This window comes from Paenibacillus piscarius (assembly GCF_022234545.1).
Lineage (GTDB): Bacteria > Bacillota > Bacilli > Paenibacillales > Paenibacillaceae > Paenibacillus_AQ > Paenibacillus_AQ piscarius.
Genome location: NZ_JAIEUI010000004.1, coordinates 270692 through 291505, shown reverse-complemented (window position 1 = coordinate 291505; position 20814 = coordinate 270692). Strand labels below are relative to the sequence as shown.

General features: G+C 56.8%; 14 protein-coding genes. 6 read left to right on the top strand and 8 right to left on the bottom strand.

The features are described 5' to 3' along the window. Positions 1-29 precede the first annotated feature (29 nt). From K1558_RS09545 to K1558_RS09535, 3 genes are all read right to left on the bottom strand, one after another. Positions 30-704 carry a hypothetical protein gene (locus K1558_RS09545; protein ID WP_238651306.1) on the bottom strand — a complete coding sequence of 225 codons (675 nt, stop codon included), beginning with the start codon at positions 702-704 and terminating at the stop codon, positions 30-32. A gap of 177 nt (positions 705-881) precedes the next feature. Further along, positions 882-1976 carry a response regulator gene (locus K1558_RS09540; RefSeq protein WP_238651305.1) on the bottom strand — a complete coding sequence of 365 codons (1095 nt, stop codon included), beginning with the start codon at positions 1974-1976 and terminating at the stop codon, positions 882-884. Between the two features lie 11 nt (positions 1977-1987). Then, positions 1988-5131, bottom strand: coding sequence for an ATP-binding protein (locus K1558_RS09535; RefSeq protein ID WP_238651304.1), 3144 nt, complete (start codon positions 5129-5131; stop codon positions 1988-1990). A 279-nt stretch (positions 5132-5410) separates the two neighbouring features. On the opposite strand from K1558_RS09535, the gene K1558_RS09530 reads away from it, so the two are divergent. Continuing rightward, positions 5411-6046, top strand: coding sequence for a TVP38/TMEM64 family protein (locus K1558_RS09530; RefSeq protein WP_238651302.1), 636 nt, complete (start codon positions 5411-5413; stop codon positions 6044-6046). Here the strand turns inward: K1558_RS09530 and K1558_RS09525 are convergent. The 5 genes from K1558_RS09525 to K1558_RS09505 all read right to left on the bottom strand — a co-directional run bounded on the left by K1558_RS09525 (position 6032) and on the right by K1558_RS09505 (position 13713). Continuing rightward, positions 6032-7549 (bottom strand): aminotransferase class V-fold PLP-dependent enzyme, encoded by a 1518-nt coding sequence (locus tag K1558_RS09525; protein WP_420800422.1) that lies wholly within the window; start codon positions 7547-7549, stop codon positions 6032-6034. The genes K1558_RS09530 and K1558_RS09525 overlap by 15 nt on opposite strands. A gap of 96 nt (positions 7550-7645) precedes the next feature. After that, positions 7646-8122: a DsrE/DsrF/DrsH-like family protein gene (locus K1558_RS09520; protein ID WP_238651299.1), complete on the bottom strand. Its 477-nt coding sequence runs from the start codon at positions 8120-8122 to the stop codon at positions 7646-7648. Between the two features lie 73 nt (positions 8123-8195). After that, the gene (locus K1558_RS09515; RefSeq protein WP_238651297.1) at positions 8196-10340 is read right to left on the bottom strand and encodes a bifunctional diguanylate cyclase/phosphodiesterase; all 2145 of its coding nucleotides are present in this window, start codon (positions 10338-10340) and stop codon (positions 8196-8198) included. Between the two features lie 256 nt (positions 10341-10596). After that, a complete protein-coding gene (locus tag K1558_RS09510) occupies positions 10597-11220 on the bottom strand; it encodes an acetate uptake transporter (protein WP_238651296.1) in 624 nt (207 codons plus the stop codon). A gap of 120 nt (positions 11221-11340) precedes the next feature. Beyond that, complete coding sequence (locus K1558_RS09505) at positions 11341-13713, bottom strand: bifunctional diguanylate cyclase/phosphodiesterase (RefSeq protein ID WP_238651294.1); 2373 nt, start codon at positions 13711-13713, stop codon at positions 11341-11343. Between the two features lie 177 nt (positions 13714-13890). On the opposite strand from K1558_RS09505, the gene menA reads away from it, so the two are divergent. The 5 genes from menA to K1558_RS09480 all read left to right on the top strand — a co-directional run bounded on the left by menA (position 13891) and on the right by K1558_RS09480 (position 20784). Then, positions 13891-14850 (top strand): 1,4-dihydroxy-2-naphthoate polyprenyltransferase, encoded by a 960-nt coding sequence (gene menA, locus K1558_RS09500; protein WP_238651293.1) that lies wholly within the window; start codon positions 13891-13893, stop codon positions 14848-14850. Positions 14851-14895: 45 nt separating this feature from the next. Further along, positions 14896-15894: a Gfo/Idh/MocA family protein gene (locus tag K1558_RS09495; RefSeq protein WP_238651292.1), complete on the top strand. Its 999-nt coding sequence runs from the start codon at positions 14896-14898 to the stop codon at positions 15892-15894. A 209-nt stretch (positions 15895-16103) separates the two neighbouring features. Then, positions 16104-16904, top strand: a complete 801-nt coding sequence (locus K1558_RS09490; RefSeq protein WP_238651291.1) for an ABC transporter ATP-binding protein — start codon at positions 16104-16106, stop codon at positions 16902-16904. Then, entirely contained in the window at positions 16897-18561 is a 1665-nt protein-coding gene (locus K1558_RS09485) for a hypothetical protein (RefSeq protein ID WP_238651290.1), read from the top strand. Before K1558_RS09490 ends, K1558_RS09485 begins: the two co-directional genes overlap by 8 nt. Before the next feature lie 213 nt (positions 18562-18774). Beyond that, on the top strand, positions 18775-20784 hold the full coding sequence (locus K1558_RS09480; RefSeq protein ID WP_238651289.1) for a putative bifunctional diguanylate cyclase/phosphodiesterase: 2010 nt from the start codon (positions 18775-18777) through the stop codon (positions 20782-20784). The last annotated feature ends 30 nt before the right edge of the window (positions 20785-20814 follow it).

The window sequence follows — 20814 nt, the reverse complement described above, 5'->3', positions numbered from 1 at the left end:
TGGAGTGGATCTGGTCCGCAGAATATCTTCTATACCAGACGTTTGCCTAATGGACGTTCGGAGAAGACCGAGACGGAAGGGGATGGGACAATATCCACCCGAGCCGGAGCGCTGACCGTCACATCGGGGGAATAGAGGTAGAAGCTGCTGCCTGCCTCGGAGGTACGGATTCGGGTGAATTCATTGGCCAGACTGATCAATGAGGAGGAAGCCAGGGTGTGTTCTTTGATCCGCAGCTTGAAGGTGGCCAGGGTCTGGTTCACGGCCGGAATGGACTGCTGCCCGCCGTCTGCTTCGACCTGGATATCAATACCGCGTATACTGGTGTTCATTCCGAGATAGATGCTGCCGTCCACAGGGTTCTGGAAATGGAATGCCTGCCGGTTACTAACTTCCTCTCCTGCCGTATAGTTGCCTTCGGTATATACGGAGTGCTGCGTGTATTCGAGGTTGCTGAACACCTCACTGTCGTATTGAACAATAAAGTTGAAGTAGCTGTAGCCGTTGTCGCCTGGAGCAAAATCTCTCAGATGTACCTGAACAGTGACCTCTTCGCCTGGCGAATAGGTCTCTTTGTCGGTGGTGACCTCAACACGCATTGCCGGAGAGGTAGTATCCACGGTTACTTCGCGGATCATGGATAACATCAGCGGAAGAACCTTGATGCGTCTGACAGCTTGTTTGAAGCGGAACCTTCTATTCATGTTACATCCCCCATTGCCCTAATTGATTGCATTCTTGTGCACAAATGCTAGTCTATATGAGCAATGGTAACAATTGTCACTGATAAAACACTGATAAAACGCTGATAAAAGTCGAACATTGCCATAAAATATCGAAAACTCACACTCTGTACGGCCCGGCAGCCGGACCGTACGCCCCTACCTGCCCAGCCGCTCATACTCCTCGGTGAACCAATCCGGCAATTCATCGCCCGTCTCCGCAATATATGAATTACGGAACTGGGTGTAACTGCGATGGGCACGCAGCGGCTTGCCGATTTCGTAATAGATGGAGATCAGCCGCAGAGTATAGCTCTCCTCCAGCGGTTCCAGCTCGGTCAGGCGCACCGCATAATCCTCGGCCTCGTACGGTCTGCCAGTCTGGACCAGCTCCAGGGTAAGCTGCTCCAGCAGCTTAAGATACAAGCGGCGGTATTTATCACGCGCGGCATATACCCACAGGCTGTCCAGCGATTGCAGCAGATCGCCTGTATACAGGGCCGCCGCCCTGCGCATGTCTTCGAACTGGTTACTCTGCAGAGCGAGTGTGGCAGCATCGTAGAACTGCTCGGTGTCACCCTCAATACCGCGCGATTCCAGCCGGTAGTTCTCCCTGTTGAAGCTCAGCTCGATGCTGTCCTCGAGCCCCGCCTTCTTCAGGGTTTTGCGGATCTGATAGACGGTGGTGTGCAGATACTGCTTGCCCTTCTCATAATTCCACTGGGGGAACACATCGTTCAGAATCAGGCTGACGCTGCCCTGCCGGTGAATCCACAGATAAGCGAATAGCTCCTGCGCCTTGTGGGTTCTCCATTTCACGGTGCCCTGCGGGCTGGTCAGCTCATCATTCCCGAGGAGACGGAAGGCCATCTGTTCATCCCCAGTTCCGGCGGTTACGGAGGTCTTACGTTTGCTGAGCAGCTTGTTCCAGGTCTTCAGCAGACGCGAGGGGTCCACGGGCTTCAGCAGATAATCCATCGCCGACAGGTCGAAGGCCTCGACGGCATAATTCCGGTAGGCGGTGACAAATACAATGTCGGTATCCGGCGACAACGGCAGCAGCTTCTCGGCAAAAGCGAGCCCGGACAGCTCCGGCATCTGAATGTCCAGGAACAGAATATCCGGCTTCAGCTCGGCGGCGGCGGTGAAGGCCTCATACGGATTATCGTAAGTCAGAACAGAGGAGATACCCTCACACTGGAGCAGCAGCTCCTGCATCTGCTCCAGTGCCGGCTGTTCGTCATCAATGACCATGACTGAGATACTCAGGAGAACTCATCCTTCCACTTGGGATTTTCCATTGGGATTGTTATAGTTACATCTATGCCTCCGTCGGCTCCGCGGGTGATCACCAGCGGACGGCCGAACTGGGTCAGCAGCCGCCGGTTAATATTGCGCAGGCCGATGCCGGTACCTCCCCCATGCGGAGAACGGTATCCCTCCATCATCCAGGAGGATAATTGTTCATCGCTCATTCCCTTCCCGTTATCGGAGACGGTAATCAGGATGTCATTGCCTTCTTGCCGGGTGGAGATGATAACTGTTCCTCCACCGATCTTCTCCATCAGTCCGTGGCGGACGGCATTCTCTACAATCGGCTGTACAATCAGCGGCGGCAGCGGGAATTCGCTGACCCCGATGTGATACCGTGCCTTCAGCCGCTTGCCGAACCGGGCCTGCTCCAGCGACAGATAGGCTTCGATCAGCTCCAGCTCTTTCTCGAACGGAATGGCGGTCTCCTGGTTGCTGAAGTCGAAGCTCCCGCGCAGGAAGTGGCTCAGATCATAGAGGAGCTGCTGGGTCTTCTCGGTATCGCGGGTGCTCATCCAGATGATGGTGTTGATCGCATTGTAGAGAAAATGGGGCTTGATCTGCGCGCGCAGCATGGCGATCTCGGAGCTGAGCCGCTCGGAGACTGACCGTCTGAGCTGGACCAGTGTATTGACGCGTCCCTTGAGATCGCTCCAGGCATACGGCTTATGGATGAAGTCATTCGCACCGGCGCGGAAGGCTGCCTCATTGAAATGAAGCTGCTGTCCCGCAGTAGCCATCAGGACCGGCAGATCCAGAGGGGTGTAGGTCTGGCGGATGAGCCTGCACAGCTCAAGGCCTGACATTTCCGGCATCATAACATCGATAATACAGAGATCGAAGCTGCGGTCAGCGGCGAGCAGGGCGAGCGCTTCCCTGCCGCTGCTGCGGGTGGAGATGCTGTACTGCTCCAGCGACAGCAGATTGGTCAGCGCCTTCAGATTGGCATAATCGTCATCGACAATCAGAATACGCGGAGCATGGGGCGCTGCCGGATCAGCCGATTGCGGAGGGTCGGCTGAACGATACCTCCAGCTGTCGTCCAGCATCTCCGGCGGCGGCTGGACCGGCCGGTCCGGCTGGAGGAGCGGCGGTTCCCCGGCTTCCCGGGCACAGGCGGCTTCCGCTTGCGTCCCCGGGAGAGTGAAGGTGAACGTGCTGCCGTAGCCTACCCGGGATGACACAGAGATGCTGCCCCCGTGCAGCTCTACCAGCTTGCGGCTGATGGCAAGACTCAGCCCAAGTCCCCCGGTCTCCAGCGAGTCAGCCTCACTGATCTGCTCATAATCGCGGAAGATGCTCTCGAACTGATCTTCGGGAATGCCGCGTCCCGTATCAGTCACCGCAACGGACACGAAGGCCTCCTGCCAGGCGGCCTCGATCACCACACTGCCGCGGTCCGTGAACTTCAGCGCATTATCCAGCAGCGTGTAGAGAATCTGCATCAGCCGCTGCTCGTCCGCCTGGACCAGATAGACGCCCGGCGGAATGTGGTTCTTGATGCGGATGCTGCCCTTCTTGTTAAGGAACTGGAAGACCTCAATGACAATCGCGGCCACCCCTTGAACATCTACCGTCCCCCAATGCAGAGTGATACGCTGGTGCTTGATCTGCTCATAATCCAGAATGTCCCGGACCAGGAAGGCCAGCCGCCTGCCGGTCCCGAGAATCAGCCGCATATCCTCCCGCTGGGACAGGCTGAGCTGACCGCCTGCTCCCTCATGCATAGACTGGGCGATATTGATAATGGCATTCAGCGGGGTGCGCAGCTGGGTCGAAGTTTTGAGCAGGAATTCGTCCTTATCCCTGTCCTTACGCTCCAGTTGAAGGGACAATTGCTTGATCGTCTGATACGCATGGGCATGACGCGCGGACAGGAACAGCCCCTCGGCCAGAATAAAGACCGGTCCGGGCAGCGGCGGGACAATATAGAGCTCTGTGCCCAGGAAGAGATTGCTGGTTAAGGAGCAGGTGAACATGACGGCGGCAACAACCCCGATGAGCAGATAATAGGAGCCGGTCTCGCGCAGGTAGATGGCCTTCACCATGATATAGAAGGTGTAACAGACAGAGATGAAGCTGACTGCCAGCAGGATTCCGGTGATTCTGGAGTAGACCAGCGTGGATGTCAGCAATACAATACCGCAGAAGGCCAGGGCATAGACGAAGCAGAACCGCTTGAAGAACCGGGAATAGAGTGCAGGAAACAGGGAATACGTATAGCTGGACATACAGTAGAACCCGACCATCCCGGATATGGACTGCAGCTTGCTGAACCACTCATACGGCAGGGATGGGGCATAATCGAACAGCAGCTTCTCGCTGTGTGTCAGCATATAGAGGACGATCATGAAGCAATAGATTGCCAGATGAAGTGAGGACTTATCCTCCTTGCGCTGAAATCCCTGCCCGAAGAAATAGAAGCCGATACAAGCAAAGCCCGCCACCAGCAGGATATCGTAGGTGCTGTTCCGCTCGTTGACCGCCTGGATGGCGGCGGGCGTTCCGATGCGGAGGGGTTCGGCAATACCTCCGCCGGCATAGGTGAAATCGGAGACATGGATCAGAATCTCCGCAGTGTTGTTCTTGCTGCTGAAGGTTACGGTATAGGGCTGGTTGCGCGGCTCCGTAGCCTGCCGGGATTCGCCCGGCGTTCCGCTTCCGCCCAGGCGCTCACCGTTCACGAACACCTCGCTGGCATTGCGGATATTCGTCACCTTGAGGGAGTAGACCGGTACCTCGGGCGGAAGCTGGACCAGCAGGCGGTAGGTCGCATAGCCGTAGCGGGAGAAGCCGGTGGCTTCGCTCCAGGGGGCCCATGCTCCGGGCACAGGCATATAAGCCGGCGTCTCTGGAGCCGGGCGGGTGCTCTGCGGGTCCAAGTGCTGCTGCCAATAGAACTCCCATTCTCCGCCCAGCGGATAAACCGAAGTGTCATCGAAGGTGCAGGCGGACAGATCCGCCCAGCCGGACCGGGGCGTATAGCAGGCCGGTGAAGTGCTGCGGAGCAGCGGAAATACAGCGGCTCCGGTGAGCAGGCCGATGCAGAGCAGGGCCAGCACTCTTTGAGCCAGCAGGCTGTAATCAAATGTTCTCATGAAGACCTCACTTCGGGCTGGCGGTAGATTCAGTCAAGATTTCCGTTCATACAGGAGTCAGCCCGGATTCATAATGTCCGGGTACCCTTTGAATTCATCATATCTCCGGCGGCTTACGCTTGTCCAGCCTGTTCGTCCGCGGATCGACACGGAATATCCCCCGTTATGGATCTACTCCGGGTCTCAGAGAAGCTGAAAGTATTGTATAATTGAAGCTCACTTGCTGTATCTCTAGGGGAATAGCGAAGAATTCTGTATGTCACAGGGAGCGCTGAAGAAATGTATGCAATAGATATCATGTCATGGCTGACCGAGGAACGGCTGCGGATGCTGCTGGAGCAGTACCGTTCGCTCGGGCCGCTGCCGGGTGTGGGGCTGACCTTCATGAAGTCCTTTGTGCCGCCGCTGCCGACGATTGCGATTGTCGGTCTTAATGCAGCGGTGTACGGATTATGGCTGGGGTTCCTGTATTCGTGGATCGGTCTCGTGGCTGGCTGTACCGTTACCTTCCTGATTATCCGGGCGATTGCCACCCACCCCTACCTGGATAAATGGGCGAAGCGGCCCAAGGTGGCCAAGGCCATGACCTGGGTCCGCCAGAGCGGGTTCAGCTACGTATTCCTGCTCAGCCTGTTTCCGGTGGGCCCGTTTGTAGTGATTAATATGGCTGCCGGCCTGGCCGGAATGAAGCTGCGCTCCTTCCTGATTGCCTTGTGCGCAGGCAAAGCGATTATGGTGCTCGCCGTATCTTATATCGGCAACGATGTGGAACGGTTCATCCGCCATCCGGGGGAGCTGATCTATGTGGTGCTGTTCATCGGATTGTCACTCTGGGGGGTCAAAGCGATTGAGGCCGGGTTCGCCCGGCGGGCGCGGGAACGGGAGCTGCGCAGCAAGCCGCTACAGAACGAATAGTCTGCTGATCTCCTCTGGTGTCCCGCCCCGTTCTGCGGCATGCAGCCAGCTGTTCGTAGCCGCATTGTAGCTGTAGTCGCCTGCCCATTCTTCATGATGGGCCGCGATGGACCTTACGGCGCAGAGCATATGCTCCACCTCACGGTCGGTCATGATCGGGTGCAGGGACAGGCGGACCCAGCCCGGCTTCAGCGACTGGTCTCCGGCTTGAATCGCCTGGATGAACGCCTTGGATTGCTCAGGGCCGAGCCCGAGCAGCTGATGGCCGTAGGGTCCGGCGCAGGAGCAGCCTCCGCGGGCCTGAATGCCGAAGCGGTCATTCAGCAGCCGTACCGCCAGATTGTAATGAAGCTCCTTCATGGTGAAGGAGATGATGCCATGGCGCTCGGACTGGGCTCCCTCCAGCACGGAGCAGCCGGGAATCTGGGCAAGCCCGGAGAGCAGCCTACGGCACAGCTCCTGTTCCCGGAGGGCCATATACTGGCCGGGGCCGTTCATCTGCTCCTTCAGACGGATGCACAGCGCGGTGCGGATGGCCTGGAGGAATCCGGGGGTGCCGCCGTCCTCACGAACCTCGATATCATCGATATAGCGGCGGCCGCCCCAGCGGTTCACCCAGACCACGGTGCCTCCGCCGGGCTCATCCGGCAGGCGGCCGGTGCAGAGGGCGGTGTCGAACAGCAGCACGCCGCCGGTGCCGGGGCCGCCAAGGAATTTGTGCGGGGAGAAGAAGACTGCGTCCAGCTTCTCCAGCGGGGAAGCCGGGTGCATGTTGATCTCTGCATAAGGAGCGCTGGCGGCGAAGTCCACGAAGCAGACCCCGCCATGCCGGTGCATCAGCGCCGCGAGCTGATGGTAGGCGGTCTCTATGCCGGTGACATTGGAGCAGGCAGTGAAGGAGCCGATCTTGAAGCGGCGGCTCCGGTAACGCAGAAGCAGCTCCTCCAGCTGCTTCAGATCCACCCGTCCGCCCGCTCCGGACGGAACGGTCACCACATCGCCGATGCCCTCCTGCCAGGGCAGGAGGTTGGAGTGATGCTCCATATGGCTCACGAAGATGACCGGCCGCTCCTCCGGCGGGCAGACGGCTTCCGGCGTCAGCCATTCCGGCAGCTTCAGGCCCATAATCCGCAGCAGCTTGTTCACTGCCCCGGTGGTGCCGTTGCCGCAGAAGAGCAGCGCATCGGCGGGACCGGCATTGACATGCCGGCGGATGATCTGCCGCGCTTCCTGATAGGCCAGGGTCATCGTCAGTCCGGTGGTGTTAGAGTCGGTATGCGGATTGCTGACATAAGGGCCGAAGGTCTCCTGCATTTTGCGCTCAATCGGCTCATACAGGCGGCCGCTGGCGGTCCAGTCGGCATAGAGCAGCGGCTGGCGCCCGTACGGGGTGGAGATCAGATGGCGGCTGCCGATCGTATGCTCACGGAATGCCGCGAAATGCTCCTGCAGTGAAGACGGCACCTCTGCTGCAGCGGGGCGTTGGATACTGAGCACGGACAATCCCTCCAGGCATATGGCTTAAGTCTTGGTCTGCCCCAGTATATGCCCCTGGCGGGAAATAGGTTAATGCCCATGAGATGCCCTTCAAAAGCCTTCTCAGATAAAGAGCTGAATATCGCTCTCCAGCGCGTCTCTCAGATAAGCGGCAGCATCGATAATCTCCACCTCCGGCAGCAGCTCCTCGGGCTTGAAGCCCATTATCTCCACCGACAGCTTGCAGGCGTAGAACTTGATGTTTTTTTTGCGCGCGCCCTTCAGGAAATGAATCAGCTTCGGGGCATGCTGGTCCTCCATCATCTCCTCCAGCATCAGCTTGCCGAGCCCGCTGAAGTTCATCCGCGAGAGCGGCAGCTGCTCCGGTCCCTTGGGCGTAATCACGTCCATCAGCTTCTCGTAGATACTCTTGTCTTCCAGCGTCATAGTGTCCGGGTCCCGGACCAGGAACAGCCCCCAGAAGGAGAAGAACATCGTTACCTCAACCTCGATATCCCTCGCCGCATTGGCCAGAATCAGCCCCGCCATCGCTTTGTCATATTCTCCGCTGAACATCAGCAGATTCAATTTTTTACCCATTCGCCAGCCCTCCATTGGTATCCATAGAATGTCATTAGTATGGTTACCCGGAGGGAAAGTATGCCTGTACCGTCTACGAAGCCAGCTTGCGGATCTCATCGGCAGGCAGCGGAGGGTGGAAGAGGAAGCCCTGGATATGCGGGCAGTTGTGCTGCACCAGGAAGGCAAGCTGCTCCTCGGTCTCAACGCCTTCAGCAATCAGGTCGTAACCTAACTGTGAGGCGACGAAGACAATGGATTTAATAATGGTCTCATCAATGGAGCTGACGCCGATGCCGGTGATGAAGGTGCGGTCAATCTTGATTTTGTTCACGGGAAAATGCTTCAGGTAATTCAGGGAAGAATACTTCGTTCCGAAGTCATCGATCGAGACGATGATTCCGTGATCGCGCATCTGCTGCAGCAGCGGATAATGCTCTTCAAGCAGGGCGGTGCTCTCCGTGATCTCGAACTCCAGCACCCCGGTATCCAGCCCGTACTGGCCCAGCACAGCGAACAGATTCTCGATCAGATTGCGGTTGTAGAACCAGCTGTTGGAGATGTTGATCGAGGTCCGCAGCAGCGGCATGCCCATGCCCCGCCACTCACACAGCTGGCGGCACACCTCGCGCAGCACCCAGTCAGTCAGCTGAATCATCAGCCCGGCCTCTTCGACGGCTGTAATGAACATTCCCGGGCCGATCAGCCCTTTCTCGGGATGATTCCAGCGGACGAGGGCCTCAATGCCGATCATCTGGCCGGTGACGGCGTTGATCTGAGGCTGGTAATGCAGCACGAATTCCTCGCGTTCGAGGGCCGTGTGCAGGTATTTGGCAATCATCGTCTTCTGCTCCAGCTTCTCGCGCAGCCCCCAGTCGAAGATGAAATAATTAGCCTCTTCCAGCGACTTGGCGCGGTACATGGACATATCGGCGAATTTCAGCAGGTCGTCCGTATTCTGTGAATGCTCGGGGTACAGGGAGATTCCGATGCTGGTAGACAAGCTGATATGGGCGCCGGAGATCAGCAGGGTCTGTGAGATCAGCGCACTGATCTGCGCCGCCATGGCAGGAATCCCTGCGCGCGGCAGATCCGGGAAGACCATGACGAACTCATCTCCGCCGGTACGGGCGAACAGCTTGAAGGGCAGATTCCCCGTCTTCAGCCGTCCGGCCAGGGTCTTGATGACCTGATCGCCGATGGAGTGGCCTAAGGTATCGTTGATCTCCTTGAAGCGGTTGAGGTCAAAAAAGAACAGGCTATAGGTCTGCGTCGGGTCGGAGCTCTGCAGCAGGCGCTTGAACTCGTCCATGAAGTAACGCCGGTTCGGAATCTCCGTCAGGCTGTCATAATGGGCAAGCTTCTCATAGAGCCGTTTGGAGATCCGCAGATCGCGGGTACGGATGCTGACGACCCGCTCCAGCTCACGGTTGAAGCGGCGCTGGTACCAGAAAATATAGAGAATAAAGGCAATCACAAGCAGGAAGGCGATATCGATCCACAGGACGCTGAGGAATACCTGCCACTTCTTGTAGGGAGGCAAGGAAACGCCCATCAGCCAGTGCTGGTTATAGGCGGTCACAGGAATGGTCAGTTTCGGGTCTTTCGTATGGGAATTCTCACCGAACAGGAAGGTGTGGTCTGTAGCGGTCACATGGATATGGCTGTCCTTGAAAGCCAGCTGGTTGATGATATTATCCATCTTGACGGTCACCGAGACAACGCCCTCGAAGGCATTATTCCTGTAAATGGCTTGCCGGATTACCATACCATAGCCGCCTTGGGCCAGATTACGGGGACCGTCAATCGTAATACTGCGGGAGCGCAGAGTCTCTTGAACCAGGCCTGGAGAAGACAGGGAAGGATCCAGCAGCAGGCTTTTGCCGAGCAGGGATGTATTGCCTTCAAGCGGATAGAGGTAACGGATCAGGCCGTCAGGAGCAATCATAATGTTCATGACATTGCTTGCGTTGTTCGCATGGGAGGTGACCAGGTAATTGCGGATGACCTCCGGATCGGCTTCGAAGCCAACGGTTTGAATAAAGGAGCTGACGCCCTTGACGATCGCGACCCGTTCTTCAATATTCGAAGTGAGCATCACCGCCTGAGAGGACAGATCCGCCTTCACGGCCCTGTATTCCCGGTTCAAGGAGACGGAATAATAGTAGAAGAGAGAGAGCTGCAGCACCACGATGAAGCTGATGATGATCGTTAAAGGCTTTTTACTGAGGAAAGCCATGAATTGCCTCCGATACCCGAAAAATTAAGCGTTGTTGTCTTAGTGGGTTGTAACCGTGCCTGCATGGCGGGGAATTGTCGAGATATGTCGCAGGTGTTTCTATAGCATGTCATTTTTAACGTATTTGCGCAAGGGAAATCCTAACAAAACATGCTTGAATTCAAAAACGGATAAATACGGTCTGCCCGGGGACAGTGTGTATTTATCCGCTGAAGTGTTAGCGTGTGGGTAACAATAATGAGGCCGAGGCAAAAGACTACTTCTTGAAGATGCGCAGCGGTGCGCCAACCGGCAGGAAGGTACGTCCGAAATGGGCATTCAGCACGGAAGCGCCGCAGCCGTAGAGCGATACAATTCCGATGAGAAGCTCCGATACGGCAGCCAGCTTATGGAAGAATTCTGCAGCGACCCCGAAGGCATTCATCGAGAGGCCCAGGAAGAGAAAGTCGATCAGAATGAAGATGATCAGCAGTACGCGGTTCGCCTCGACGGCACCCAGAGTCATGAAGAGGGTGAATACCAGATATCCGGCAAAAACAAAGCCGAGCTGCTTGGGATCAACGCCCTCTGCCAGCACTGCGCCGAACACACCGAGCTTGATCAGCCAGCTGGCTCCCATACCGAACCAGAAGAACGCATAGGCGCCGAAGGCGGTCATGCCGAAGGTGTTGTTGTGCTTGGCATCCTGAATGGATGCGAACAGCTGGGCGAAGGCTCCGAGGAAGATGGCCCACGGGATACAGTAGCTCAGGCCTGTTGTGATTTCGAGCTTTTGGGAAGAAGCGACCAGGGTGACGATAGCCAGTCCGAACAGGCCGATGGCGCTGGGGTCGGCGGTGATGATTTTGACGGATTGGGCGGATTGCGGTTGCGCTGACATAACGAAGAAAGCCTCCAATATTTATAAGTGTTCGCATAGATAACAGCACCCGCTTCCGGGTGCTGTTATCAGCTTGCCTATCATATCATATCGCCCGTAGCTTGCCTATAAGATAAGTTCTCACTTGGGCTTGCCATCATATTGCTCCTGTTCCAGAAAAGAATACAGCGCGTCCGCCCGGAGCGGCCGGCTGATATAGTACCCCTGAAGCTCATCGCTGCCCAGTGTGCGCAGCCTGTCGAACTGCTCCTTCTGCTCAATGCCTTCGGAGACCACCCGCAGCCCCAGATTATGGCTCAGCTCGATAATCGCCTTGACCAGCACGCCGCCCCGGGCATCCTGAGACATCTCCGAGACGAAGGAGCGGTCAATCTTGATGACATCGACCGGGAAGCGGCGCAGATAGCTCAGGGAGGAGAAGCCGGTGCCGAAGTCGTCAAGCGAGATCCGGAAGCCGTGGGCCCTAAGCTGCTGCAGCGACTGGAAGATGCCGTCGCCGGAGACGAGAACGCTCTCGGTGATCTCCAGCTCCAGGCTCGATGCAGGCAGCCCGTAGGTGTCCAGAAGCTCCAGCAGCAGCTCCAGCAGGCCGGGCTGCATCAGCTGCAGCGCTGAGATATTGACTGCGGCGGTAAGCTCCAGGCCTTGCATGCGGAACTCGCGCAGATCGGAGCAGACCTGGCGCAGCACCCAGGTACCGATGCCTATAATCGAGCCGCTGCTCTCGGCCAGCGGAATGAATTCGGCCGGCGAGATGCTGCCATGGTCCGGGTTATTCCAGCGCAGAAGGGCCTCTACCTTGGTGACCTGCAGGTGGCCGGCGCCGAGAATCGGCTGGTAATGCAGCTCGAACTCGTTCCCGGCGGCCGCATGGAGAAGCTGCTGGGCGAGCACCTTCCTGCGCCGGATGCCTGCCTCCAGCTCCCCGGAATACTGGAAGATGTTATTGCGGCCGTTCTCCTTGACATGGAACATGGCCAGATCAGCCTGCTTGACCAGATCATCGGCGTCTTCCCCGTTCAGCGGATAGATACTGGTGCCGATGCTGGCGGTGCTGTACAGCAGATGGCCCTTGATCCGGTGCGGCATGGAGAGCGTCTCCTGAATACGGGAGAGCTGAACAGCCATGCTGGCGGCATCCGGAACATCGTAGAGCAGAATGGTGAATTCATCCCCGCCGAGCCGCGAGACTACATCCTGCCTGCCGACCACACGGGTCAGCCGGAACGCGGTCTCCTTCAGGATGGCATCGCCGAAATCATGCCCCAGCATATCGTTGACCGTCTTGAAATGATCCAGATCGATGAAGACCAGGACCAGCTGGCGGCCGCTGCCCTTAAGCGCAGCAATGGCTTCATTCAATTTGTCAAAAAAAAGCGAGCGGTTCGGCAGCCGGGTCAACGGGTCCAGCATCGATTGCTGGCGCAGCTCATCCTGGGTCTGTTCCAGCGAGTCAAGCATCCGGTTGAATTCCATCTCTACCTCACTGAACTCATCCTGAACAGTGGGGGGGATGCGGACCGACAGATCCTTGCTGCTGCCGATGAACCGGATATTGCTGACCAGGGCAGAGATCCGGCGCAGAATGGAGCGGTTGACGAACAGGAGACTTGCGGCAAGCAGCAGCAGAATGAAGAGGAAATAGTACGGGCGGAAGGCACCGAGCGCCTTAATCCCGCTGTCATACAGCTCACGGGGCTTCTCCAGGGAGAGCACCAGCCCGGAATTGCCGAACAGATCCCTCATCACGGCGTGAATGGTCATCTGTCCGCCTGCAGGCGGGCTGGTCCAGATACGGCTGCCGCCGCTGTCCGCCAGCAGCGCCGGGGTCAGGCTGCCGATCTGAATGCGGGACTCCGGAGCATCCCGGAGCTTGGCGATCTCTTCCTTACGGAGCATCCGCCCGGCAACCGCTGTTCCGGGGGAAGGCTTGTCTGCGCTGCTGTTCAGCACAGGTGCAAGGGTAACCAGCATCAGGCCCTTGTCCAGATTCACAAGGCCCGTTCTGCTCTCGCCGGCTGTTCTGGGGGCGGGCAGGCGGTTATGGATCATCCCGATCAGCGTCAGCTGCTCCCGGGATAGAGGGGTGACCGTTCCGGCGGCTTCATCATAGGAGCCGCCGGAACGGGGCTGGCCGCTATCATCAAGCAGGGCAATAAGATCAAAGCGGTTCATGGGATAGGCAGCCGGATCAAGGCTGCGGGTAATGAAGGCTGTATCGGCAGGGCCCGAGGAGACGGAGCCTTGATCCGCCGGGGAGGCCATGAAGGTATAGGTCTCATCCCGTATGGTGAAATTCAGCAGCCGGGCTCTCATATTCTCCAGCTCCTGGTCATATGCAGCGACGGTTTGCTCCAGGCTGCGCCGCAGCCCGGCCTCATCCAGCTGGACGAAGCGGTTCAGCAGAAACGTATGGAGCAGCAGGTAAGTGATGCCCATTCCGAGTCCAACAGCCAGACTAATGAAGATGATTATTTTTTGACGGAGTCTCATGATGTTCCCCTTTAGGATGTCAGACTTAATAGGAAATAAGTACCATCTTTAATAGTGTACCATGATTAGGGAATATTTTGCAGCGTCTTTCTGCCCGAAGTGTCGAAATTTGAGGTATAATTATTAGATGATAATGATTATCACATGTATGTATATCACTGATAAGGATGAATGACTGTGAATGTAAGAACGTTCTTCAAGTTTGTAGAGCTGCCGACCAAGGTGGCCAGTATGCTGCCGCTGCTGCTGGGTACGCTGTATGCCCTGTACCGGTTCGAGCACTTCTATCCCCTGCGCTTCGTGCTAATGCTGGTGTCGCTGCTGAGCTTCGATATGGCGACCACAGCGATCAACAACTATTACGATTTCAAGAAAGCGTCCAAAACCCACGGCTACGGCTACGAGACCCATAATCCGATCGTTCACTACCGGATGAAGGAGAGCACGGTGGTAGCGGTTATCATCCTCTTGCTTGTACTTGCGGCCGGCGGGGGGCTGGCCCTGGTCGCCCAGACGGGACTGCTGGTCTTTCTGCTCGGTGGCTTGTCCTTCCTGATCGGCATCCTCTATTCGTTCGGGCCGATTCCGATCTCGCGGATGCCGCTCGGCGAGCTGTTCTCCGGCCTGTTCATGGGGTTCGTCATTATTTTCATCTCCGCCTATATCCATTCGGACGGGACGGTAATCACCCTGCTGCTGCAAAGGGAATGGATCAGCCTGCATCTCAATCTGCTGGAGGTCTTATACCTGTTCTGGTTCTCGGTACCGGCCATCCTGGGGATCGCCGGGATCATGCTGGCGAACAACATCTGCGATATTGAGGATGATATCGAGAACCGCAGATACACGCTGCCGGTCTACATCGGCCGGGAGAATGCGCTGCTGCTGTACAAGCTGCTGTATTACGTATCTTTTATTGATATGGTGGTTCTGGTGCTGCTTGGGGTGCATCCGGTGCTGGTGCTGGTGCTGCTGCTCACGCTGATTCCGCTGCGCCGCAACATCGCACGGTTCCGCCGGGAGCAGCATAAAGGCACAACGTTCATTCTGTCTGTCAGGAATTTCATCCTGATGAGCGCGGCAAGAATCCTCGTGCTGGGTATAGCTGTTATATGGGCCGCCCTATGGCCTGCCTAGAGATCTACGCGGAAGAAATCGAATAAGGAAGGTGTGTGTGTGACTATGACACAGAAGCTTCGCTGGGGAATTATGGGCTGTGCGCAGATCGCTACAGGCTCGGTGATGCCGGCCATTCAGGAATCCGAGACCGGGATGATCCGGGCGGTGGCCAGCCGCGGGCTTGAGAAGAGCGGCGGCGTCGCCGCCGAGTTCGGCATTGAGCAGGCTTACGGCAGCTATGAAGAGCTGCTGGCTGACCCGGAGGTAGATGCGGTCTATATCCCGCTGCCGAATCATCTGCACTGCGAGTGGGTCATCCGGGCGGCTGAGGCGGGCAAGCATGTGCTGTGCGAGAAGCCGATTGCCCTGAACAGCCGCGAGGCCGCCGAGATGGTGGAGGCCTGCCGGAAGGCGGGCGTCCACTTGGCGGAGGCGTATATGTACCGCCATCATCCGCGTATCGCAGAGCTGCAGGCGATTATCGCCGGCGGCGAGATCGGCGAGCTGCGCTCCATCCGCGGTACATTCACTTATAATGATGCAGAGGACACCACGAATATCCGCTTCAAGTCGGCCTGGGGCGGCGGATCGCTGTATGATATCGGCTGCTACCCGCTCACCGCTGCCCGGCTGCTGTTCGGTGCAGAGCCGGAGGCGGTCACCGTACAGGCGATGTTCTCCCCGGAGCATGACGATGTCGACATGATGGCCTCCGGGCTGGTGGAGTTCCCCGGCGGCAGAGGGCTCATCTTCGACTGCGGAATGTGGGCATACAACCGCCAGCTGCTGGAGGTGCTGGGCTCGGAGGGGCGGATCGAGGTGCCGATGCCGTTCAATGCCCGGTTCGACGATGCCGAATTCTTCGTGTACGGCAGCAGCGGTGAGCCCCGGCGTGTCGAAGCCTTCGGAGCCAACCCCTACGTCCAGCAGGCGGATCATTTCGCCACGGCGGTCTTCACAGGCAAGCCTTGGATTGCGGCTGAGGACCCGGTCCTCAATATGCGGCTGATCGAGAGCTGCCTGGCGTCGGCCCGCAGACGGGAGCGGATCCGCCTGACGTAATCATGTATATTCACTTCGCTGATAACGCCAAGCAGCGGTTCTTCCGGTTAAGGAGGAATCGCTGCTTTTTGGCATTTCATCCTCGTCGTAAGCCTTGCTTGCGAAACATCACAGGTCTTCTGTGTTAAAATTTGCTAGAATAGGGACAAGATTAATCCTGCTGCGCAAGCAGGCCACAATCAGGATCAGGGATGAGAGGGGAGACAGCTATGAGCTTTACCGAAGAACCGGTGATTTCAATTGAAGGACTATGGATGAACTACAGTGACAGAATGGTTCTGCGGGGAATTGATCTTCGGGTGTACCGCGGACAGATTATCGGATATATCGGACCTAATGGCGCAGGCAAAAGCACCACCGTTAAGATCATGCTGGGTCTGGTGGAGGGCTATAACGGAACCATACGCATTTTCGGCCGGGACATTTCAGATGGGGATACCGCCTACAAAAGAAGGATCGGCTACGTCCCCGAAGTGGCGGAGCTGTACGACAGCCTGACTGCCCGGGAGTATCTGACCTTCACGGGTGAGCTGTACGGCTTGCAGCACGAGGAAGCTGATGCCAAGGCGAAGAAGCTGATGGAGCTGCTCAATCTGGACAAAGCCTATGATATGCGGATTGCCTCCTATTCCAAAGGGATGAAGCAGAAGGTGCTGCTGATTGCCAGTCTGCTGCATGACCCGGACATTCTGTTCCTGGACGAGCCGCTCAGCGGTCTGGATGCCAACAGTGTGATGGTGGTGAAGGAGATTTTCGCCACGCTTGCTGCAAGGGGCAAGACGATTTTTTATTCCTCGCACATTATGGATGTGGTCGAGAAGATCAGCAGCCGGATCATACTGCTGGACGGGGGCGATATAGTAGCGGACGGCACATTCACGGAATTGCGGGAGCAGAGCCGGGAGGGAACGCTTGAGGACATCTTCAACCAGCTGACCGGGTTCGACAAGTACAGGGATATCGCCAGCGAATTCGTGGCTGTGATCGGCGAGGGTGCGGCGCATGAATGATTTCCGGGTGCTGAAGCTGCTAGACCGGGTCCAGTGGATCTTCAAGGGACTCGGGGCCGATTATGCTGTAATGCGCCGCATTCTTCAGGTTAAGCTGACGATGGACGGCAGGCGGACCCCCACGATCTTCACAGGAACGCAGGATGCCAAGGCAGATAAGGAGGGCTCGCCGCTGCGGGTCCAATGGTTCTACCTGCTGCTGGGGCTGATTCTGATCGCTCTGGTGGCACCCAGAGAGCATCATATCCTGATGATGAGCCTGCTGTTCAGCATCGTAATGTTCATGATTACAACGACGCTGATCTCTGATTTCTCGTCCGTGATGCTGGACCTGCGGGACAAGAACATTCTTTTCTCCAAGCCCGTGGACCGCCGCACACTGAACATGGCCAAAAGTCTGCATATTCTCATCTATCTGCTGACGATTACGCTGACCTTCACAGGGCCTTCGCTCGTGTTCTCTCTCTTCCGTCACGGCCCGGGCTTCTTCTTCATCTATGCAGCGGAGATTCTGCTGATGGATGGCTTCATCCTTGTGTTCACTGCCATGGTCTATCTGCTGATCCTGAGGTTCTTCGACGGGGAAAAGCTGAAGGACATCATTAATTATGTGCAGATTATTCTGTCTCTGGGGGTCACCGTCGGCTCCCAAGTCGTAACCCGGCTGTTCAATATCTCGGAGCTGGGTCTGAATTTCACTCCGGCCTGGTGGCATTACCTGGTGCCGCCTATCTGGTTCGGAGCGCCGTTCGAGTTGTTGGTCAGCGGGACTCAGGAGCGGAATGTCATAATTCTGGCCGCGCTGTCCCTGGTCGTTCCTGTCGTGTTATTCGCCGCCTACATCCGGCTGATGCCGCTGTTTGAACGCAGTCTCCAGAAGCTGGCCGAGCAGGGGGCGGCGGGGAAGGACAGCGGACGGCTTCCCCGTCTGTTATCGGAGGCGGTCTGCCGGGACCGGGTGGAGGCTATGTTCTTCCGTTTCACCTGGTCAATGATGAAGAATGAGCGCGAGTTCAAGCTGCGGGTGTATCCGACCATCGGCTTTTCGCTGATTTTTCCGTTTATCTTCATGTTCAATCAGGTATGGAGCGGCGATCTGGCAGGCATCCGCAGCTCGAAGTCCTTCCTGTTCATCTATTACTGTGCCCTGCTGATGATGACTGTCGTGCAGATGGTCCGCTATTCGTCCAGCTACAAGGGCGCCTGGATCTATCAGGTTATCCCGCTGCAGGGAACGGGCATGGTGCACCGGGGAATGCTGAAGGCGATTGTTATTAAGCTGCTGCTTCCGCTGTTTGCCTTAGAGGCAGCCGTATTCATCCTGCTCCTGGGCCGGTGGATTATTGCCGATCTGGCGGCCGTACTGCTGGCTCTGCTGCTGTACGCTGTGATCTGTCTGTTTACTTTTCCCAGGGCGCTGCCCTTCTCGGAGAAGTATGAGGCCGCACAGCGCAAGGATTATACGGCGAGCGCGTTTCTGCAGCTGTTCATTCTGGCGGGACTGGCCGGAATCCATTATGTGTTCACCTTAATTCCTGCGGGAATATACATCTATCTGGTAATTCTGGCAGCGGCAAATGTATGGATCTGGCATCAGGCCTTCCAGCCCGGCGGACTGCGGAAGGGCAGGCTGGAAACCCCGCGGTTCCGGGGTTGAATGCAAATATGGACATTTTTTGCCGACATTCAAAAAAGGGCCTGAGTTCCAGTATTTACTTAGACAGTCTGCCAAATAAAAGGTAAAATACAGCTAAAGTTAGGTCTCACGGATAGCCATAATCTTTATATACTCTTCCACTTATCTGATATTCGTATAATGATTTTTAGCTTGAGATAGACGCTGATAATAAAACCGGTGAAGAGGTCAACTATGGATCAAATGGGAATCCACTATAATATCTGGATTGTATTACTATCCTTCGCGCTTGTAGCTGCAGCATCTTACTCTGCGCTTAATCTGATTTCCCAGGTCTCCCATTCAGCGGGCCGGATCCGGCGTCTATGGCTGCTCTCAGGTGCCTGCGTGCTCGGCAGCGGAATATGGGCGATGCATTTCGTAGGCATTATGGCCAGCCGTCTGCCCTTCAAGGTCAGTTATCATCCCGGCACAGCGGTTCTGTCTCTGCTCATTATCATGTCAGCCTGTTACGTATCGCTCCAGATCGTGACGTCTTCCCCCCAGAGAAGCTGGCGGTTCCTTGCCGGCGGTGCGATCCTGGGCAGCGGTATCTCGATTATGCACTACACCGGGATGTCCGCGATGAAGCTGGAGATCCAGGTTCATTACAGGCTTACTGATCAGGCCGTCTCGGTATTGATCGCCTTGATCTCTTCTTCTATCGGATTGTTCCTGCTCCGCCGATTCAAGGATGTGACCGGCTTCAGCCGCTGGAAGCTGTATTCTGCCCTCTTCATCGCCCTGGCGGTTACGGGTATGCATTACACCAGCTTGAGGACAAGCATCCTGCACCCGCAAGGACCGCAGGGAGCCGCGCCGCTGCTGATGGAGACAGATGTGATCCTGCTGACCGGCATCTCGATGGTTACCTTGTTCGTGCTTGCGGTATCCGGCGGCGCGGTGTTCCTGGACAGGAATGTTCTGGAGCGCATGGCCTACCATGATCCGCTCACGGAGCTGCCGAACCGGCATGGCCTGGAGCGTTATTTCCGGGAGGAGTTCTTCCGGGGCACGGCGGGGGCCGTGTTCTTTGTGGATCTGGACCGCTTCAAGTCGATCAATGATACGCTTGGGCATGATATCGGCGATCTGCTGCTGTGCGAGGTATCGGCCAGGCTGACCGCCTGCGTTGGTGCGCAGGGCAAGGTGTTCCGGCTTGGCGGGGATGAGTTCCTGATTGCCCTGCCGGATTGCAGCATCGCGGTGGCGGAGGAGACAGCCCAGCATATTCTGCTGGAGCTTAAGAAGTCCTATAGCATCGAGGACAATGAGCTCTATGTAACAGCGAGTGTGGGAATCAGCCTGACCCCTGCGCACGGCACCGACCGTTCAGCACTGATGAAGGCGGCCGACACGGCGCTGTATACCTCCAAGGATTCGGGCAAGAACAAATTCAGCGTGTTCGATCTGGAGATGAACCGCCACCAGGTGCGGCGGATGTCTCTGGAGAAGGACCTGCGCAAGGCCTTGGCCCGTTCAGAGTTCATGGTCGTCTATCAGCCGAAATGGGATTCTCTTCTGAATGTGACAGTGGGGCTTGAGGCGCTGCTGCGGTGGAGGCATCCGGAGCATGGCATTATTTCACCGGGCGAGTTCATTCCGATTGCTGAAGAGACCGGCCTGATTGTCCCGATTACCTACTGGATGCTGCATGAGGTCTGCGGACAGAATATGCTCTGGCATACAGCGAATGTGGCGAATGTTGCCGTCTCTATTAATATGTCTGCGCGGATGTTCGAAGGCGGAAGCCTCTGTGATGTGGTGGAGGAAGCACTGGCGTGCTCCGGCCTGGCCCCGCATTTCCTTGAATTGGAGATTACTGAATCCATTGCCATGAACAATATGGAGGAGACGGTGGCTCAGCTCTCCAAGCTGCGGGAGCTGGGGGTCAGGGTCTCGCTGGACGACTTCGGAACCGGTTTCTCATCACTCGGCAACCTCGATGAGATTCCGGTTAATACGCTGAAGATCGATCAGGTGTTCATCCGCAAGAGCAAGATGCACTCCAAGAAGGCGATCATCAGCAACATTATTGCCATTGCCAGCAACCTGAACATGGAGGTTGTTGCCGAGGGCGTCGAGACGACCGAGCAGATTGAGCTGCTGCAATCACTGGGCTGCCGGGTCATGCAGGGCTTCTATTACGGGCGTCCCATGCCGGTCAAGGAATTAGGCCAGTGGTTTATCGAGAATACGGCCTGACGGCCTGTGAGCGGCCCGAATGATACAAAG

Bases quoted from the DNA above. Each gene is read 5' to 3' on its own strand.
- K1558_RS09485 (WP_238651290.1), top strand. From the start codon at position 16,897: ATGAATGATTTCCGGGTGCTGAAGCTGCTAGACCGGGTCCAGTGGATC.
- K1558_RS09535 (WP_238651304.1), bottom strand. From the start codon at position 5,131: ATGAGAACATTTGATTACAGCCTGCTGGCTCAAAGAGTGCTGGCCCTG.
- K1558_RS09505 (WP_238651294.1), bottom strand. From the start codon at position 13,713: ATGAGACTCCGTCAAAAAATAATCATCTTCATTAGTCTGGCTGTTGGA.
- K1558_RS09540 (WP_238651305.1), bottom strand. From the start codon at position 1,976: ATGGTCATTGATGACGAACAGCCGGCACTGGAGCAGATGCAGGAGCTG.
- K1558_RS09545 (WP_238651306.1), bottom strand. From the start codon at position 704: ATGAATAGAAGGTTCCGCTTCAAACAAGCTGTCAGACGCATCAAGGTT.
- K1558_RS09495 (WP_238651292.1), top strand. From the start codon at position 14,896: ATGACACAGAAGCTTCGCTGGGGAATTATGGGCTGTGCGCAGATCGCT.
- K1558_RS09515 (WP_238651297.1), bottom strand. From the start codon at position 10,340: ATGGCTTTCCTCAGTAAAAAGCCTTTAACGATCATCATCAGCTTCATC.
- K1558_RS09490 (WP_238651291.1), top strand. From the start codon at position 16,104: ATGAGCTTTACCGAAGAACCGGTGATTTCAATTGAAGGACTATGGATG.
- K1558_RS09480 (WP_238651289.1), top strand. From the start codon at position 18,775: ATGGATCAAATGGGAATCCACTATAATATCTGGATTGTATTACTATCC.
- K1558_RS09530 (WP_238651302.1), top strand. From the start codon at position 5,411: ATGTATGCAATAGATATCATGTCATGGCTGACCGAGGAACGGCTGCGG.
- K1558_RS09520 (WP_238651299.1), bottom strand. From the start codon at position 8,122: ATGGGTAAAAAATTGAATCTGCTGATGTTCAGCGGAGAATATGACAAA.
- K1558_RS09510 (WP_238651296.1), bottom strand. From the start codon at position 11,220: ATGTCAGCGCAACCGCAATCCGCCCAATCCGTCAAAATCATCACCGCC.